The 17,177-nt window shown below is 69.4% G+C and carries 15 protein-coding genes; 8 read left to right on the top strand and 7 right to left on the bottom strand.

Features of this window, described 5'->3' with window-relative positions; translation table 11 throughout:
• The first annotated feature begins 39 nt into the window (after positions 1 to 39).
• Both ACFU5O_RS21160 and ACFU5O_RS21165 read left to right on the top strand, forming a co-directional pair.
• The gene (locus ACFU5O_RS21160; RefSeq protein ID WP_384242613.1) at positions 40 to 1,254 is read left to right on the top strand and encodes a DUF2993 domain-containing protein; all 1,215 of its coding nucleotides are present in this window, start codon (positions 40 to 42) and stop codon (positions 1,252 to 1,254) included.
• 482 nt (positions 1,255 to 1,736) lie between these two features.
• A complete protein-coding gene (locus tag ACFU5O_RS21165) occupies positions 1,737 to 2,195 on the top strand; it encodes a transglycosylase SLT domain-containing protein (protein WP_384242615.1) in 459 nt (152 codons plus the stop codon).
• 187 nt (positions 2,196 to 2,382) lie between these two features.
• Here the strand turns inward: ACFU5O_RS21165 and ACFU5O_RS21170 are convergent, their stop codons facing one another.
• On the bottom strand, positions 2,383 to 4,092 hold the full coding sequence (locus tag ACFU5O_RS21170; RefSeq protein ID WP_384242618.1) for a ricin-type beta-trefoil lectin domain protein: 1,710 nt from the start codon (positions 4,090 to 4,092) through the stop codon (positions 2,383 to 2,385).
• A gap of 264 nt (positions 4,093 to 4,356) precedes the next feature.
• On the opposite strand from ACFU5O_RS21170, the gene ACFU5O_RS21175 reads away from it, so the two are divergent.
• Positions 4,357 to 5,565: an MFS transporter gene (locus ACFU5O_RS21175; protein WP_384242621.1), complete on the top strand. Its 1,209-nt coding sequence runs from the start codon at positions 4,357 to 4,359 to the stop codon at positions 5,563 to 5,565.
• 125 nt (positions 5,566 to 5,690) lie between these two features.
• Positions 5,691 to 6,599: an oxidoreductase gene (locus ACFU5O_RS21180; protein ID WP_384242799.1), complete on the top strand. Its 909-nt coding sequence runs from the start codon at positions 5,691 to 5,693 to the stop codon at positions 6,597 to 6,599.
• Between the two features lie 100 nt (positions 6,600 to 6,699).
• Here ACFU5O_RS21180 and ACFU5O_RS21185 read toward each other — a convergent pair whose 3' ends face one another.
• On the bottom strand, positions 6,700 to 7,704 hold the full coding sequence (locus tag ACFU5O_RS21185) for an endonuclease/exonuclease/phosphatase family protein (RefSeq protein ID WP_384242801.1): 1,005 nt from the start codon (positions 7,702 to 7,704) through the stop codon (positions 6,700 to 6,702).
• A 577-nt stretch (positions 7,705 to 8,281) separates the two neighbouring features.
• On the opposite strand from ACFU5O_RS21185, the gene ACFU5O_RS21190 reads away from it, so the two are divergent.
• The gene (locus ACFU5O_RS21190; RefSeq protein WP_384242623.1) at positions 8,282 to 8,488 is read left to right on the top strand and encodes a hypothetical protein; all 207 of its coding nucleotides are present in this window, start codon (positions 8,282 to 8,284) and stop codon (positions 8,486 to 8,488) included.
• An 839-nt stretch (positions 8,489 to 9,327) separates the two neighbouring features.
• A complete protein-coding gene (locus tag ACFU5O_RS21195) occupies positions 9,328 to 9,498 on the top strand; it encodes a hypothetical protein (RefSeq protein WP_384242625.1) in 171 nt (56 codons plus the stop codon).
• Between the two features lie 203 nt (positions 9,499 to 9,701).
• Here ACFU5O_RS21195 and ACFU5O_RS21200 read toward each other — a convergent pair whose 3' ends face one another.
• Positions 9,702 to 9,857 (bottom strand): DUF6131 family protein, encoded by a 156-nt coding sequence (locus ACFU5O_RS21200; protein ID WP_384242628.1) that lies wholly within the window; start codon positions 9,855 to 9,857, stop codon positions 9,702 to 9,704.
• Between the two features lie 423 nt (positions 9,858 to 10,280).
• On the opposite strand from ACFU5O_RS21200, the gene ACFU5O_RS21205 reads away from it, so the two are divergent.
• Positions 10,281 to 10,700 carry an ATP-binding protein gene (locus ACFU5O_RS21205; RefSeq protein ID WP_384242629.1) on the top strand — a complete coding sequence of 140 codons (420 nt, stop codon included), beginning with the start codon at positions 10,281 to 10,283 and terminating at the stop codon, positions 10,698 to 10,700.
• A 32-nt stretch (positions 10,701 to 10,732) separates the two neighbouring features.
• Here ACFU5O_RS21205 and ACFU5O_RS21210 read toward each other — a convergent pair whose 3' ends face one another.
• Positions 10,733 to 11,050 (bottom strand): hypothetical protein, encoded by a 318-nt coding sequence (locus tag ACFU5O_RS21210; RefSeq protein ID WP_384242632.1) that lies wholly within the window; start codon positions 11,048 to 11,050, stop codon positions 10,733 to 10,735.
• A gap of 194 nt (positions 11,051 to 11,244) precedes the next feature.
• Here ACFU5O_RS21210 and ACFU5O_RS21215 point away from each other — a divergent pair, with 194 nt between their 5' ends.
• Positions 11,245 to 11,640, top strand: coding sequence for an STAS domain-containing protein (locus tag ACFU5O_RS21215; RefSeq protein WP_384242634.1), 396 nt, complete (start codon positions 11,245 to 11,247; stop codon positions 11,638 to 11,640).
• 64 nt (positions 11,641 to 11,704) lie between these two features.
• Here ACFU5O_RS21215 and ACFU5O_RS21220 read toward each other — a convergent pair whose 3' ends face one another.
• The 3 genes from ACFU5O_RS21220 to ACFU5O_RS21230 form a co-directional block, all read right to left on the bottom strand.
• Positions 11,705 to 12,838: a PP2C family protein-serine/threonine phosphatase gene (locus ACFU5O_RS21220; protein WP_384242802.1), complete on the bottom strand. Its 1,134-nt coding sequence runs from the start codon at positions 12,836 to 12,838 to the stop codon at positions 11,705 to 11,707.
• Between the two features lie 395 nt (positions 12,839 to 13,233).
• Positions 13,234 to 14,445, bottom strand: coding sequence for a PP2C family protein-serine/threonine phosphatase (locus ACFU5O_RS21225; RefSeq protein WP_384242636.1), 1,212 nt, complete (start codon positions 14,443 to 14,445; stop codon positions 13,234 to 13,236).
• A 273-nt stretch (positions 14,446 to 14,718) separates the two neighbouring features.
• Positions 14,719 to 17,160 (bottom strand): SpoIIE family protein phosphatase, encoded by a 2,442-nt coding sequence (locus ACFU5O_RS21230; RefSeq protein ID WP_384242639.1) that lies wholly within the window; start codon positions 17,158 to 17,160, stop codon positions 14,719 to 14,721.
• Positions 17,161 to 17,177 lie beyond the last annotated feature (17 nt).

Here is a 17,177-nt window from a genome sequence, read left to right on the forward strand (position 1 = left end):
TGATCGTGATGGGATGAGCCGATGCGACCCCCCACACGCATGTCCACGCAAGCACACAATCCGTACGACGAACTGGCTCAACTGGCGGACCCCGAACCGGACTACGGCGCGGAGGCGGCCGACGACGACGACGGCTTCTCCGGCTTCGAACGGCTCGGAATCCGGTCGGACGACGACGAGGCGGACGACTGGACGCCGCCCCGGCACCGTGGCAAGAGCCGCCTCGCGGCACTGCCCGTCGCGCTCAAGTTCACCGTCGCCGCGATCGTCACCGCTACGTTCTTCGTGACCGGTGACCGTCTGGCCGTTGCGTACGCGGAGACAAAGGCCGAGGACAGGATCCAGCAGTCGCTGGACCTCGCCGCCAGACCGCAGGTCGACATCCAGGGCTTTCCCTTTCTGACACAGGTGCTCGACCGCCGTATCGACAGGGCCGACGTCACGGTCCCCGACGTCGCCGCCGACAAGGTCTCCCTGGCCGAAGTGCACGCCACCGCGACCGATGTGCGGATCGTCGGCGATCTGCCCACCGCGATCCAGGGCGCGGTGATCAACCGCATGGACGGCGACGTCCTTCTCTCCTTCGACGACCTCAGCCGTGAACTGGGCGCCTCCCACGTCCGGTTCGCCAACGCCGGACGCGGAAGCATCCGGATCGCCGGATCGCTGCCCGTGGCCGGTCGCACGGTGACCCTCAGGGCGCAGGCGCACCTTCGCCGCGACGGCGACCGCGCGGTGTCCACGACCGTGGAAGCCATGCGTCTGGACGTCCCTGGCCTGTTCACCTATCGCCCCGGCAAGGACCCCGCGCACTCGGGGCTCCGGCTGCATCCGCAAGCAGTGCGCCGGATCAGCCAGGAGGCCGCCCATGCCAAGGCACTCCTCGCCCTGCCTGCCGTGGTGGAGCGGCTCGGCATTCCACGCGCGCAGATCGATCGGGCCCTGAAGAGCGAGAAGCGGCTCAGCCGGCTCACCGGCTCACCGCGCTTCGTCGAGCAGCTGATGAAGGTCAACCTCGTCGACCTCGTCATCGACCATCCTTGGCTGCTGGAGAAGGCGGGCATCGACCCGAACCTGATCGGCACCCTGCTCAAGCTGCGGCCGCCGGAGCTGTCAGAGCGGCTGTCCCTCTCTTTCGAGCTGCCGAGGACCACTGGGGACGTGCGGCTGCGAGACATCGTGGTGGAGCGCTCCGGCATACGGGCGGACCTCACAGGCACCGGACTGACCTTCGGCAAGGCGGCCAAGCACTAGGGTCTTTCGTTCGGATCTTGCCGGTCTCGCGTGCCCTGGGGTCGGCGCCGGGAGGCAGGCGGGTGGCGGCACGATCTCGGGCCGTCCCGGCTCGCCCGGTCGGCCGTACACCGGCAGATCCCGTAGGGCGCCTTCCACACGACACCCATGTGGAAGGCGCCGCGCTTCCTCCAAGAACTGGCGCCATGCCAAGTCCTTTGCGGCGCCTTCCCGTTGACGACGGCACGCGCACATCTGCCACCCGACGCGACGTGCCGTCCAGCGCCCGCCCACCGCTCGGCCCAACCACCGGCCCCATTGCATAAAAACGGCAAAACGGGCACATCGCATTTAGCGCACTTGTGGCGGCAATCACAAAAAAGACACTTGTGACAGAAGGCCCCTACTCGGATCCTGGGAAACCCCGGCGGAAAAATTCTTATTCCCGGAAGAACCGCCTTGCATGGGATCACCATCAGAAAAATCACGTGAAAGAGCGACTCATGGGGCTTTCCATTCTCCCGAAGCGGACGAAGTCGAAGATCGCCGGCTATCTGGCCGGCGGCACCGCCACCGCGGTCTGCCTGCTGGCGGCGGCCACAGCGGTCCTTCCCACCCCCGCCGCGGCGGCGCCGTCGAGCCCGCAGCGGATCGACGTCTGGATCGACCACGCCCTGCTGGTCATGAAGGCCAAGGGAATCCCCGGGAGCCACGAGGGGATCCGCCGGAACCTGATGCGCGAGTCGAGCGGTGACATGTTCGCCATCAACCTGTGGGACTCGAACGCGAAGGCGGGCATTCCATCCAAGGGCCTCATGCAGGTCATCGACCCCACATTTCGGGCATACCACGTGGACGGCACCTCGTGGGACATATACGACCCGATCGCCAACATCACCGCTGCCTGCAATTACGCAGCCAAGCGTTACGGGTCCATCGACAACGTAAACGGACCCTACTAACTAAAGCACTTTCTCGCATCAAAACGGACATTACGTTCCGGGGTGCCCGACCGAGCCAGGCTGGACTCGATCCGCCCGGGCGCGGTCGACCGTTCCCGGCGCCGGCAGCGCGTGCGCGTCCCCGTCACGGAGCTCCACCACAGAGCAGCCGGGGCGGCGGGGTCGCCACCCCTCGGCCTCCGCCCCATCAGCCCTTCGGGGAGGGGCCGGCGGTCCAGCGTTGGTCGCTGTTCCCGTCGGCGGAGTCGAACTCGAGGGAGCCGCCCTCGGAGCGTCCCTGGGGTTCAAGTGCGAAGTCCGGCGCGATCCTTGGGTGAATCACTCCGGACCCGTCCACGGTGAACAGCAGATTCAGACCGTTCCTGCCGTTGACGGAGGAACAGGACCAGATACCGGCGCCGCGGTCGGTGTCGCCCCGCGAGTCCAGGCAGTAGTCGGGGTCCGCGTTGCTGCGCAGAAGACCGATGGAGTCCAGACTCCACTGCTGGGTCAAGGCACCGGTACAGCGGGCCATGACGACGTCGGTGCGGTTCTCCATCACGCCGTTGGCGATGTCCAGGCACAGTCCGGATTCCGCGTTGACGACCTGGGAGAAGCCGCCTCCCACGACGATCGGCGCGGGCCGGGGCCGGACGGTCTTCGAGGGAGTGGGCGCGGGGGTGCTGGGGGCCGGGGCCGACTTACTGGGGCTCGGTGAACGCGAGGGCTGCTTCGACGGCTTCCTGCTGGGGCTCGGCGACGGGACGGGGGCGGTCGTGGACGGGGTCACGGCGGGCCAGGCCACCCGGACCGGCGGAGGCTCGACCGGCTCACGCGCCGGAGCGGAATCCTCGGAGGCCATTGCCAGAACGGTCCCGGCGATGACGCTGCCCGCGGCCACCGCCGCGACGACCACGACGGACCGGGACGGCCGCCGTGTGTTCCCCAGCGGCTTCCAGCCCTTCGACGGGCCGAAGGACGCGAAGATCCCTGACACACGTCCCGTACCCGTCGGCCGGCCGGGCTCCGCCGGTGCGGCTTCGGGAGCGTCCAGAGGCGCGCGGACCGAACGCCGGGACGCGTAGGCGGATCCGCCCCACCCCAGCAGGCCCTCGGCAACGACGGTGCGAGGGTCGTCCGCCATCCGCGTCAGCTCGGCCACCAGCCGGGTGCAGCTGGGGCATTCCGCCAGATGCTGCGTCAGATCCTGGCTGGTCCGATGGTCCCCCGGCTGCGCCGCCGCGTCGATGATGCGACGGAACCCCTGGCATCTCCTGTCTCCGCCACGCGCGAGATAGGCCTGCAGATAGGCCTGGCGCATGGCGTTCTGCGCGGCTTCCCGCAGCTCGGGAATGCGGTCGGGGCGGATGCTGAGGAAGTTGGCGACAGTGGCGTCCGGCTCCTCGTCGACCACCGAGTACCAGAGGATGCCCCGTGTCAGGGCGGGCAGCCGGTAGAAGCCGGCGAGCATGGCGGACGCGTCCTCGAAACGAAGGGGCCGCGGCTCGGACAGCTCCGGTGCCGGGAGGTCGGCGGCCTGGTCGATCCAGGCGGCGAACTCGGGTTCGAGACGGTCCCGGCGGCCGCCGGCGGCCCACGAGCCGCCTACCCGCTGAACGAGCATCAGCAAGTGGTGACGCCAGTTGCCCCGGGGCTCGATGCCGCGGCACGCCTCCTGGGCGGCCAGGCCGAAGGCCTGCAGGGCCAGTTGGTTCCCGGCGACCTGGTTGCGTCCGCAGAGCCGGGCGTAGGTCAGAACCGCGGGCAGGTGGCGGCGTTTGAGCTCCTGGGTGGCCGGATAGGCGGGCGGGGCTCCGGCGCGGATGCGTTCGGTGAGCTCTGCGTCCGACAGGGCCATGCAGACCGCTTTCTCGTCCGCGGGATCCGGTTCCGGTCCGACCTGGTGAAGCTCGGGCACCCTGTTGACTCCTCGTTCACTACGGCATGACCGACTCCCTGTCACAACGGACACGCCGGGGGTTACTCATGGGAAACAGGAGCCCATGGTGGGGCAGTAATCCCTGCAGGGAAAGGTGTTTCCACGGGTAAGTCGTGGCCGGAACCGGGAAAGACCGCGCCGGGAGCGCGGTGACGGCGGCGTCGCCGCACGTTCGCATACATGCGGCGCAATGTCCCTCGTGCCGAGCAGTGACCGCGGGCGGGCGCTCGTAGGGTGACGTGCGTGAAATCTCGCAAAGGCCCGGTGAACGGCCGCGCGGCCTGGCGACCGGGGTATCCGGCAGCGGCTGTGGTGTTCGCCATCGGGATGGCGGGGACGACCCTGCCCACACCCTTGTACGGGCTCTACCAGGAGGAGATCGGCTTCTCCGAACTGATGGTGACGGTCGTCTTCGCGGTGTATGCCGTCGCGGTCATCACCGCGCTTCTGGTGGCGGGAAACTACTCCGACGAGGCCGGCCGCCGACCGGTGCTGCTGTGCGCGATGGCGTTGTCGGCCGCGAGTGCGGGGTGCTTCCTGCTGGAGAACGGTCTGCCATGGCTCTTCGCGGGGCGCCTGCTGTCCGGTTTCGCTGCCGGTCTGCTGAGCGGCGCGGCGACGGCGGCCGTCATCGAGCTGGCCGGTCCCGGGCAGCAGGCGCAGGCCGCTTTCGCCGCCACCGCCGCGAACATGGGCGGTCTGGGCTGCGGGCCGCTGCTCTCCGGGCTGCTCGCCGAGTACGCGCCCTGGCCGCTGATGCTGCCGTTCTGGGTCCACCTCGGGCTGGTGGCAGTGGCCTGCGGGATCATCCGGTTCCTTCCGGAGACCGTGGTGGAACCGAAGCGTTGGCCTCCTCTGAAGCCGCAAGGAGTCGCGGTGCCGCCGGAGGTGAAGGGTGTGTTCGCGCCCGCCGCGGCGGCCGCCTTCGCCGGCTTCGCACTCCTGGGGCTGTTCACCGCTGTGGCGCCGAGCTTCGCCTCGCAGACCCTGGGCGTCGACAACCTGGCTGTCTCCGGCGCGGTGGTGTTCTCGGTGTTCCTCGGCTCGACCTTCGGGCAGTCCCTGACGCAGCGGATCGGCACGCGCCGATCGCTCCCGGTGGGATGCGGCGTTCTCGTCCTCGGCCTGGTTCTGGTGGCGTCGTCGCTGATCGCCGAATCGCTGCCGTTGCTCGTCCTGGGCGCGCTGTGCGGCGGTACGGGCCAGGGGCTGGCCTTTCGCGCGGCACTCAGCCTGGTCAGCGGCGCGGCGCCGGAACAGCATCGGGGCGCCACCATCTCGGCGTTCTTCGTGGTCGCTTACACCGGGATCTCCCTGCCGGTGGTCGGCGTCGGCGCCATGGCCATGTGGCTGGGCCTGCGGGCAGCGGGCCTGGTCTTCACCGTCTGCGTGATGCTGCTGGCAGCGTGCGCGGGAACCTACGCGGCGCGCAGGCCGCCCGCGCGGGCCTAGGACGTCGGCAGGCCCTACCCCCAAGCGCCATCGGGTTCCGCCTCACGGCCGACCGGTTGGGGGTCGCCCTGCTGCGCGGATTCACCACGCGACCCGTTCCGGACAGCGTGTGGGAGACTCCGATGATGACCTCAGCCATGATCACCGCGGAAGCCGCAGGCACCTGGAAGCTCGGCGACTTGACCGTCAACCGGATGGGGTTCGGCGCGATGCGCCTGACCGGGAGCGCAGCCTTCGACCTCGGGGTGCCGAGTGACCGGGACCGGTCGATCGGGGTCCTGCGGCGCGCCGTCGAACTCGGTGTCAATCACATCGACACAGCCGCGTTCTACTTCTCGTCGCTGCGCTCCGCCAACGAACTCATCAACCGGGCGCTGGGCCCCTACGCCGACGATCTGGTCATCGCCACCAAGGTCGGCCCCGGCCGCGATCCGTCGGGGGCCTGGCTGTGGGCCACGCCGGATCAGCTGCGCGGTCAGGTCGAGGAGAACCTGCGTCAGCTGGGCCGTGACCACCTCGACGTGGTGAATCTCCGTCTCGCGCAGAGCCATCAGGACAGCTCCATCGCCGAGCTGTTCGGGGCCCTGTCCGAGCTGCGCGACGCCGGCCTCATCCGTCATCTGGGACTTTCCAACGTCACACCCGGGCATGTCGCAGAGGCGCAGGCCATCGCGCCGGTGGTGTGTGTGCAGAACCGTTACGGCCTCGACTCGTACCGCAAGGACGACGACTTCCTGCGTGTGTGCGGAGACCAGGGCATCGCGTTCGTGCCCTTCTTCGCGATAGCCGGCAGCGGCCGTGAGGCGGGCATGGACGACACCGGCAGCGACGAGCTGCTCGCCGTCGCCCGCGCGCACGGGGCGACCGTCGCCCAGGTCCGCCTGGCATGGACGCTCCAGCGCGGTCCGCACGTGCTGGCCATCCCTGGCACCGGCAACCCGGATCATCTGGTCGAGAATGTGGCGGCGGGCGGCCTGCACCTCTCGCAGCAGGAGTTGACCGTCCTCGACTCGCTCCACCGGGCCGACGAGTGACCCTCAGGGCTGCCTCCGAGGTCGCCTGACCCGCCCCCGGCACCTGATCCCGGCCGTGGGTGGCGGAGATGCGTCGAGGCCGCCGTCGGCCGACGGGCGATCAGAACACGACGCGGGCCGCGACGGGCAGGTGGTCGCTCCCGGTCCGGGGCAACGAGCGTAGATCGGTGACGGTCGCGGACCGCGTCATGATCTGATCGATCCTGGCCAGAGGAAATGCCGCGGGCCAGCTGAAGGCGAACCCGGCGTCGGGCACGCTCAGCCGGGAGGCGATCGGGTCCAGCCCTCGATCGTCCGACGTGCTGTTGAGGTCGCCCATCAGAATCACTCTGTCCAATCGCTCGGCAGAGAGGGCCGCACCCAGCAGAACGGCACTCTCGTCCCTCCGGGCCGAACTGAATCCGCTCGTCACTCCGAGGCGTACGGAAGGCAGGTGAGCGACGTAGACGGCGACCTCGGCCCCGGGCATCCGAGCAGTGGCCCTCAGGCCCCGATTCCAGTTGCCCACGATCCCCTCCGGCCTGATGTCCACCGGCCGTACGTCCGAGAGCGGATGTCTCGACCAGAGCCCGACCGTGCCCACCACCGCATGATGCGGATAGTCCCGGCCCAGAACCGCCGAGAAGGCGGGCACAGCGGAAGGCGTCAGCTCCTCCAGCGCGATGAGGCCTGCCCGTGACCGCGCCAGGGCCCTCGCCGTCCCTGCCGGATCGGGGTTCTCGTCACTGACGTTGTGCTGCAGCACTGTGACGTCGTGGGCGTGGGCGTGGGCCGGGCTCGGGCCGGGAAGCAGGCGTTCGCCGAAGAGTCCGATCCATGCGACGACGGGTAGGAGCAGCGCTGTCAGCGCGACCACTGAGCGGCGCATCAGTGCCAGGCACAGCAGGACCGGAACCGTCAGTCCCAGCCAGGGGAGAAACGTTTCCAGAAAGCTGCCCGACCGGCCGACCTCATTGGGTACGGCAGAGTGAAAGACCAGCAGGCAGGCATTCGCCACGGCCACAAGGGCCGGCACACGTCCCCGCTCCCACCAAGGCTGTTCCCGTCCGTCCCCCTTGCGCTCCCACACGCCCCGGCGGGACCACGGAGGCCTGCGCCGGGGCATCCCGGCCCGGGCGTCCAGGGCCGAGTACCTCTGTCCCGTCTCCATCGGGTACGACGACGCAGCACCGAATGGTCCGGTTCCAGGTTCCGGTCCGGATCGCCGGTGCCGGCTCAGCCGTCGGACGATATGGGCCACCTCATGGCGAACCTCTCCCCTCACGGAGCACCTTCGGGCATCCTCGACGCGGAGGCGGCAACTGCCGTCGACGCGGCACGGAGGAGAGGGCATGAGACGGATCGTGGGTGCCACCGGGCTGCTGGCCGCGGCTCTGCTCGTATCAGGGTGCAGTGATCAGGGCACGGCGGACGGCCGCGCGCCGAGCGGCCCCGCGAACACCTCTCCCGCCACGGCCGCGCCCTCATCACCTCCGACTCCAGGGCCCACCCCCGCATCGACGCCGGCCGGGCCCACGAAGTTGTCGCCTCCTTCGCCCACTCGCGCGCCCACGGGCCGCGACGAACAACTGGTGGCAGCGACCATGACGGGCGGCATCGACGGCCGCGCCGAGAGTGTGATCGTCAGCAGCGACGGTTCGTACACTCGCTTGAAACGGGGCCGGCCGGCGGAATCGGGCCTCATGAAGCCGTCCGAGCTCGACGCACTGCGCAAGGCTCTGGCAGAAGCGGACTTCCCACGGCTCCCCCGGAGGTCGATGGGTGAGCCGGTCCCGGACGGACGTGTGTACGCGATCATCCACGGCGGTCGCGAGGTCGTCACCGGCGACCCGGCGCCGCCGCCCACGCTGGGCAACGTGATCGCCGCGCTGCCCTTCTCGGTCCACTGAACCTGAGCCGACAGGGTCCCTTGGGCATGGGCCGTTGGCGGAGAGTCTCCGCCGGGTACGGCGTGAGCACCCCGCGCTTCATGTCTCGCTGTGTCGCAGAACCAACAAGGTTCCCGGCGCGGTTCGCCGGTGCAGGACCTCCCGGCCCGCGCGAACCGTGGTGATCAGGCCCGCGCCGCGCAGCGCGGCGGTGTGGGCGGAAGCGGTGGCGTTGCCGGCGCCGAGCGAGCGCGGTGAGTGCGGCGCCGATGCCGTGTTCGGCCACGGCCAGGGCATGACGGGTGAACTCGGCGCGGTGCAGGTCCCGCACCAGTGGCCGGACGGGGCGCAGCACGGTGTCGAACGCCGAACGCCGTGCGCGGCGCAGGAGTTGCCAGGCGCCGGCATCTCCTCGGTGCAGGTCTCGGATCCACGGCGGAGCCGGGACCGTGCTCCCTGCGTAGACGCGCTCGATCTCCGAGCGCACGACGTCCGGGTGCGAGGCACTCACGGTGTCCAGTCCCTCGTTCTACCTCAACGATCGCTCGCGCTCCCCACTCGGCACCAGCATTGAGGTCGTGCCCCTTCATTCATTCAAGGGGCCGCCGGAAGGCGCAAACACCGAAGTCACAAGCGTGGCGCAGTCCGTTCCCCTGGTGCGCGGGCACGTGCTCTCGTTCTTCGCCCGCCATCTCCGGTGTGACTCCTCACGCTGAGCGGCTGCCGCGTCCCGCCGCCGGACGGCCCGGTCGTAGGGGACGGGCAGGGTTCGGTCCACAACTTCCACTCCGCCCCCGTACACTTGGCAACCGCTTCCGTCCGACGGGAGTGGACTCGTCTTCGGAAAGGACTGGTTGACCGTGTCGCAGGAGGCGCCGATCTACGATCGGCTCATCACGGAACTCGGCGACGTGCCGACGCAGGTCCGCCGGGAAGCCGAACGCACTCTTCGCGACCTGGAACGCGTGATGCAGCCGAGCATGCCCCTCGGCGGGTATCCGCCTCAGGTTCGGCCCTTTCCGCCCGCGTAGCGATCGTCCCCGCCCCGGGCTTCTGAGCGGCGGGGCGACTCCAGCGCGGCCGCGTCGGGCATCCGGCGCGGCCGCGAATGATCTCGGCCTGGCGCAGGTCCCGTAAGAGGCTTGCGCCGGGTGTGCACGCGCTGCCCGGCACCCGCCGCCGGTCGGACAGCTGCCTGCACGGCGATCCGGGAAGGAACCTCTCGTCGCGCGGCTCACCAGTAGTGCCGGCGACCCCCGACCGCGTGCCCTACGGCCCCGAGGATCCAGAGAACCACACCGATCACGACGAGAATGATTCCGATGGTCCAGAGAATGCCTATTCCGGCCACGGCGCCGATGATGAGCAGAATGAGTCCGAGGATGATCATGTCACTCTCCGATCAGGGCGGCCCCCACACTCGGAAGCTCCCCACTCCCCATCGCGACAAACTAGGACATCTCACCCTCGAGTCCGAAGGCTGCACGCGAGCTGGCCGGCACGCTCCCGCTTGACCGCGCGGCCGGACAGCGGCACGCACTCGACCCGCACACGGGGGACACGGCCTCCACTCCGCCCACCACGCCTCTCACCAGATGCATGCCACGCCGCTACCGTGGGTGACAGAGGTGAGGCCTGCAATTCAGTGGGTAGGCGGCGATGGAGATCGGAAAGAGCCGCGAAGATGCCGGTGAACATCGCATGACGGTGCTCTAGCGCACGGTGCGACGTCCGCAGCTTCGAACGAAAGGCTGCCCCGCAAGGAATCGTGAGGCGACGGGGCCGCAGAGAGACGCAAGTACGGGGGTGAATCGTGCCCACAGGCGAAAGGGTCGGCGAGCAGCGACAGCAGCTGCCGCTGCCATCGAGCGCGGCCGTCGCCCGCGACCAGGTCGCGCGACTGCTGGACGACCGGTTCCGTCCCTCGCCGGAGGATCCTCGTCACAGCACGGCGCTGGCCGATGCACTGCTCGTCACGTCCGAGCTGGTGACGAACGCGATCCGGCACGGAGGCGGCGTCTGCGGGTTCTCGGCCCATGTGACGGATGCCGGGCTCGTTCTCTCGGTGAGCGACCGCAGCGGCAGGATCCCCAGGACGATCCGCCCCTCGAACGCGTCGGCCGTCCCTGTCGGTGGCTACGGCTGGCCGCTGATCCTGCGTCTGGCCGAGGAGGTCGACGTCAGCCCCCGGCGCGAGGGGAAGAACATCAGCGTCCTGCTCCGCCTGCCGTGACCTCCCGAGGAGTCGACGCGTCACCCCGGCCGCTACTCCACGTCGATGCCGGTGATGACCGGGTCTCCGAGCGGTACGTCCGCAGCCGAGAGACCCGCCGAACGAAGTGCCGCGGAGGCGATGTCCCGCGCCTTCCGTTCGGCCGACGCGGTGTCGTACGCCTCGACCTCGAGGCGGATGCTGAACGCCGAGGAATCCCCGTAGAACGTGAGAATGTCGAGGTCCTCCGCGGCACCGAAGTCCGTGCCCTGGGGATCCGCCGGCTTGAGGTTGCGAACGAGCTCACCGCGCACCGCGTCGGTGAGCTCGGCGAGCAGCGTGCCGGGAATGGTGACGACATAGACGGTCATGAGTCAGGAGCTTGCCCCATCGAGGCCGAAGCACACATGAGGCTGGACCGCTCATGCGCGATCGGCGGTCACCGGGTCACGTCGCAAGTGAACATCACGTCACCGGCAGGCCCAACCGTTGCCACTCGACAATTATTGCCCCTATAAGTGGGCAGGGAGAGGCCACTGCAGTTCGTCACGGCACGGAGGTTCCGGTGTTCGGCAACGCAAGGCGGATCACCGTCACCGACCTGGCCCTGGCAGAGCGGTGCGCGGTCCTCCGTGTGGCAGGAGAGCTCGACCTGGACACCGAAAAGGATCTTCTCGACCATGCCGGAAGGCTGGTAGGGAACGGGCATCAGCACCTGGTACTGGACCTGACCGCGCTCATGTTCTGTGACTCGCGCGGCCTGAACTGTCTGCTCTCACTGAACTGGCTGTGCGGCCGGATGGAGGGCCGGCTCCTGCTCGCCGGAGTCGGTGTGCGCGTGATGCACCTGCTGACCACGACCGGCGCCTGTCATGCGTTCAGCTGCTTCACCACCGTGCGCCACGCCCTCGACACCGTCCCACCCGCCTACCGACCCTCTTGGCCTCCGGGCACCGGTTGATCGGCTCGAGCTGCTCGGCTACGTGGAGCGCTGCCCGAGCCCAGTGAGCTTCGCCGCCGCCTGGTCAGCCGGCGTCCGGCGGTCCGTGACCGGCCCCCTCCGGCCGTCCCTTCCAGTCGAGACAGACCACCAGTGCGTCGTCGTCGAGAGGTGTCTCGCCGTGGTAGTCGGCCAGTTCACGCAGGACCGCACCCGGTACCTGGGCGGGCGGGAGGAACTTCGTCGCGTTGAGGGACCGGGCCAGCGCCTGCTCGCCGTACCGCTCGCCGCGTGCGGACAGAGTGTCGTACACACCGTCGCTGCCGCACAGGAGACGGTCGCCGGGACGCACGGTGAAGCGCTCGGAGACGTACACCGTGTCCTCGAACATGCCCAGGGGAAGCTGGGCGTCGAAAGAGATCGACTCGACCGAGCCTTCGCGCAGTCGCCAGAGCCTGGGGGAACCCGCGTCCACCGCTTCCACCTCTCCGGTGTCGAGATCGAAGCGCAGAAGCAGAACGGACGCGTAGGCCCTGCCCCGGTAATGGGAGTAGACCGCCTGGTCCGCGAGCGTGGCCTGACCTGCGAGATCGAGCCCGGCGCGGCGGGCGTTGCGCAGGGCGTTGACGACAAGACCGGTCAGCAGAGCGGCGTCGATGCCCTCGCCCATCCCGTTGGTGACCGACAACGTCAGATGGCCGGCCGAGGCGGACCAGTCGTAGTTGTCGCCGAAGATCGCGTAGGCCGGCTCCAGGTGAGCGCCGAGGGCGAACTCGGGCCGGGCACAGGAGCGCCCGGGGAGCAGTTGCCACTGCATCTCCGCCGCCAGCGTCAGGCGCGCGGCACGCCGTGCGAGCACATAGAGGTCGGTGTCGCGTTCGGCGACGAGGATCTCACGGCCCAGTGCCTCGCAGATCTCCTGCATGTCCGGCAGAAGCGCCGGCGAGTAACGATCGTCCGGCAGGCTCACCGACAGAACGCCCAAGCGGTCGCCCCGGATGGTGACAGGCAGGTGTACCGTCACGGCAGCGGCGCCGAGGTCTCTGGTCACACATGGCTCCTGGGCCCCGAAGGCGCGCCCCTGTGGGCTGTCGTGAATCGGTACGGGGCGGGTACTGAAGGGCACGTTCTCGACGGCTTGAAGGGACCGCATCCCGTAGTCGGCGAGCCGCAGTTCGACGCGGTCGGCTCCGTACTGGCGTGTGAAGGCGGCTGTGATCACGCTCAGCAGGGCATCAGGCGCCGCGCTGCGCAAAGCCTGCTCAACACCTGAGGATCCGTCCACGTCGGCCCGCTTCTCGTCGTACCGGGGACACGCCGCCCGGTACTGCCGGGGCGTGATGTCACAGTTGCCCGGCCGCGCCGTACGCGCCCAGCTCGCACGACCCGGAACCAGCACCCAGTCTACGAATGCCTCACAACCCTTACCAAGCGGCAACGATCACAGGGTGCTCGACGATCTTCCTGCACACGTCCGGGCCTGTGCCCGTGGCTGCGGCGTCGGGGTGCCGATGACCGGGGACAGCCGGTCTGGGCGCCCCCCGAACCGTCGCCGTACACGCGGCGGGCACGTGGTGCGACGGCTGTTATCCCTACGTCGCACCACGGGCGCGTTCACGTGTCCCGGTCCCATTCGAGGTGAAGGAGCGCGACGTCGTCACTGTGGCCACCGTGACCGGCCGACAGTGCGTGCGTCTCGGAGATCAGAGCGGTGACGAACTCCTCTGCGGACAGAGCGGCATGGGACTCCGCCAGGGCGAGCAGGCCTTCCTCGCCCAGGCGTCGCCCGTCGTCGCTGATACGGCCTTCGAAGAGGCCGTCGGTGAACAGCGCCAGCGAGCCGGCCGCGGGCAGATCCAGGCAGTCCTCGCGCCAGCGGCCCGGTCCGCAGGGAAGCAGACCGAGGGCGGGCCCGACCGCGCTCTCCACGAGCCGGACACCGCCGGCGTCGCGCAGCATCAGAGGAGGGTGGCCGGCGCGGACGAGCGTGGCCTTGGCCAGTCCCGGGGGCAGCTCGACCGTCGTCACCGTGGCGAAGATCTCGGCCCCGGTGCGCTCCGCGACGAGGACCTTCTGCATGAGCTCACACACGTCGGCGCCGGTGACACCTGCCAGGGTGAAGGAGCGCCAGGCGACGCGCAGGCAGACGCCGATTGCCGCCTCGTCGGGACCATGGCCCGAGACGTCACCGATGACCGCATGGACCGTGCCGTCTCCCGTCTCCACCACGTCGTAGAAGTCACCGCTGAGCAATCCCAGGGAGCGGCTGGGTTCGTAGCGGGCGACCACGTCCACCGAGTCGCCGTGCAGCAACGGGGAGGGGAGAAGACCGCGCTCCAGCCGCGCATTCTCCTGGGCACGCATCCGGCCGGCTTCCAGGGCGACGGCCGCATGCTCGATCTGCCGACGCTGGACCGCATAGCGAATCGATCGCCCCAGAACCGTGGGCTCGAAAACACCCTTGATCAAGTAGTCCTGGGCTCCCGCCGCGACCGCGGAGAGCCCCATGCCTTCCTCGGCGATCCCTGTCAGCACGACGACGGCCGCTCCGGGCGCCTTGGCCAGGACCCGCTGGACGACGTCCAGACCCTGCGCGTCCGGAAGATGCAGGTCCAGAAGGACGCACTGCACCGGCGTCCCCTTCGGGGCACCCAGCTGCTCCTGAGCCTGTGTCAGAGAACGGGCACGGGTCAGCAGAGCTCTCAGGCCGCTGTCGCGAAGCAGCTCCTCGACAAGAAGAGCATCACCGTCGTCGTCCTCGACCAGCAGGATGGAGACGGCGGAATCGGCGTCGCCCCTCAGGCCGGAGGAGGATACCCGGGGCACCGGCCCCCGGGGACCCGGCACGTCTGCCCCTTGAGCACCGAACGTGCTCGTCACAGCCCACTCTCCCTCCCGGTCGGCCGCCTGTGGACCTCAGGCGCAAGAAGGATACTTTCCGCTCGCCAATACTTGCAGCCGCGCTGCTCCGGGCCGGCCCACACACGAGGTCCCCGACTCATCGCAGGTCAGGACTGTGGGGGCAGCCGTCCTGACCACACCGTAGGGCATGCCCCCCGAAGAGGTTGACGCCATGTCAGTCACGGTGCGCCGACGGAGTCAGGGCTCACCTGCACGCCCGGCCGTTGCCTCGTCCGGCTCCGGCAGCGCCTGTTCCGTCCAGATGGTCTTGCCCGAGGGACCGTAGCGCGTTCCCCAGCGCTGGACGAGCTGGGCGACGATGAACAGTCCGCGCCCGCCTTCGTCGTCGTCCGCGGCGTGACGGAGGTGGGGGGAGGTGTGACCGCCGTCCGAGACCTCGCACACGAGGGTGCGGTCATGAATGAGCCGCAGGCCGACCGGGCCCTCGGCATGCTTGACGGCGTTGGTGACCAGTTCGCTGACGATCAGCTCGGTGGCGAACACCAGCTCTTCGAGCCCCCATCGGCGCAACTGCTCGGCCGCGAGCTCCCGGGCATTGCTGACCGCCACAGGTTCGGTCGGCAGATGCCAGGAGGCGGTCCTGTGGCTGTCGAGCTCACGGGTGCGTACCAGCAGCAGGGCCGTGTCATCGGTGGTCGTGCCGTCCGGCATCAGTTCCGAGACGACACGGTCGCACAGGTCCTCGAGGGACCCACGGTCGTCACCGAGGACCCTCCCCAGGATTTCCAGACCTTCGTCGATCTCCCGGTCCCGGGACTCCACCAGACCGTCCGTGAACATCGCCACGAGACTGCCCACCGGCAGCTCGATGTCGACGGACTCGAACGGCAGCCCGCCCAGACCCAGCGGCGGCCCTGGCGGCAGATCCGGAAAGGTGACCCGGCCACCGGGGAAGACGATCGCGGGCGGCACATGGCCCGCTCGGGCCATGGTGCAGCGCCGTGTTGACGGGTCGTAGACGACATAGAGACATGTGGCTCCGGTGGCCACGTCCTCGCCCTCGCCGGATGTACCGACCACTTCCGTGCGGTCCGCCGCGGCCTGCCCGACCAGATCGTCGAGCCGCCTGAGGAGCTCGTCGGGGGGCATGTCCATCGGGGCGAGCGCCCGTACCGTCGTACGCAGTCGGCCCATCGTGGCGGCGGCCTGGAGGCCATGGCCCACGACGTCCCCGACCACGAGTCCGACGCGCGTACCGGACAGCGGGATGACGTCGTACCAGTCACCGCCGACGCCGGTCACATCGTCGGTGGGCAGATAGCGATGGGCCATGTGCACCGCGGAGTTGGGTGGAAGGTGCTGTGGCAGGAGCTGGCGCTGGAGGGCCAGGGCCGCCCTGCGCTCGCGGGTGAACCGGCGGGCGTTGTCGATGCATACCGCCGCCCGGGTGACGAGTTCGTCCGCCAGAGCGACGGCGGCGCTGTCGAAGACCCCCGGCCTGCCGCCACGTACGAAAGTGACCAGACCCAGGGGGATCCCCCCGGCCCGCAGCGGAACGACCAGGGTGTCCTCGTCCCGTACGAGCCCGCCCGAGGAGCGACTGCGGTACTGCGGGGAGCCGGGCGGGTAGATCACCGGACGCGACGGATGAAACCGCGACCCCACGGCCTCCGCCGTTCCGTCGCCCCTCGCCGAGAACGCGGCCGTGCGGATCAGTTCGGAACCCGGGGTTCCGGGGGCGCCCGGCAGCTCTCCCTCCAGCACCGCCGCGGCGATGTCGACCTCGACGGTGTCGGCGAACCGGGGGACGGCCACCTCGGCGAGCTCCCGCGTGGTGACGACCACGTCCAGCGTGGTGCCGACTTGACGGCCGACCTCGACCAGCAGATTCAACTGGCGCTGGGCCTCGTAGCGTTCGGAGATGTCGAAGGCGTCCTCGCAGACACCGAACACATAACCGTCGGGATCCTGCAGCCGGTAGTAGGAACAGGACCACAGGTGCTCGGTCCCGGGGTCGCTGGGCTGCTCTCCGAGGAAGTGCAGGTCGACGAACGGCTCGCCGGTCTCCAGCACGTGCCGGAGGACCGCGTCGAGCGTCTCCGGGTAACCGGGCGTCACGAACCTGCCCTCCGGATACAGCTCATCGCCCCGCTTGCCGCGGAAGGCGTCGAAGGGCAGCCCGATCTCCTCTTCGTAGGCGGCGTTGCACCATGTCAGGTGGAGGTCCGTGTCATGGATGGCGAGACCGACGGGAGACTGGGTTGCCAGACCGTGCAGCATGGCGAGCCGCGATTCCCACACCATGAGTCCTTCACGCTCCGCGGCCACGAGGACGCGTTCGGCGGCCCCGACGCCGGAGAGCGGACAGACCACGGTGACGAGTTCCACGCGGTGCCCGTCCCGGTGCTCGGCGACGAGGACGTCACCCTCCTCGAGCGGTGAGGGGGGCGGGCCTGCCGAAGGGCCCACGAGGGCGGGAGCGGCCGATGGTTCCGCATGCTTCAGGAACGTGGCGAGGGGGCGGCCGACGGCCTCGTCCGGCCGGTACCCCAGCAGTCGCTGCGCGCCCGGACTCCAGCCGATGACGATGCCCCGGCTGTCGAGCACGACCGTGGCGGCCCTGGTGACGTCCAGGGGGTCACGGAAATCGCCGACCCCGGCTGCCCTTCCTGCGCTCATGGCGCCCCACCGGCCCA

The organism is Streptomyces sp. NPDC057445 (assembly GCF_042802855.1).
Lineage (GTDB): Bacteria > Actinomycetota > Actinomycetes > Streptomycetales > Streptomycetaceae > Streptomyces.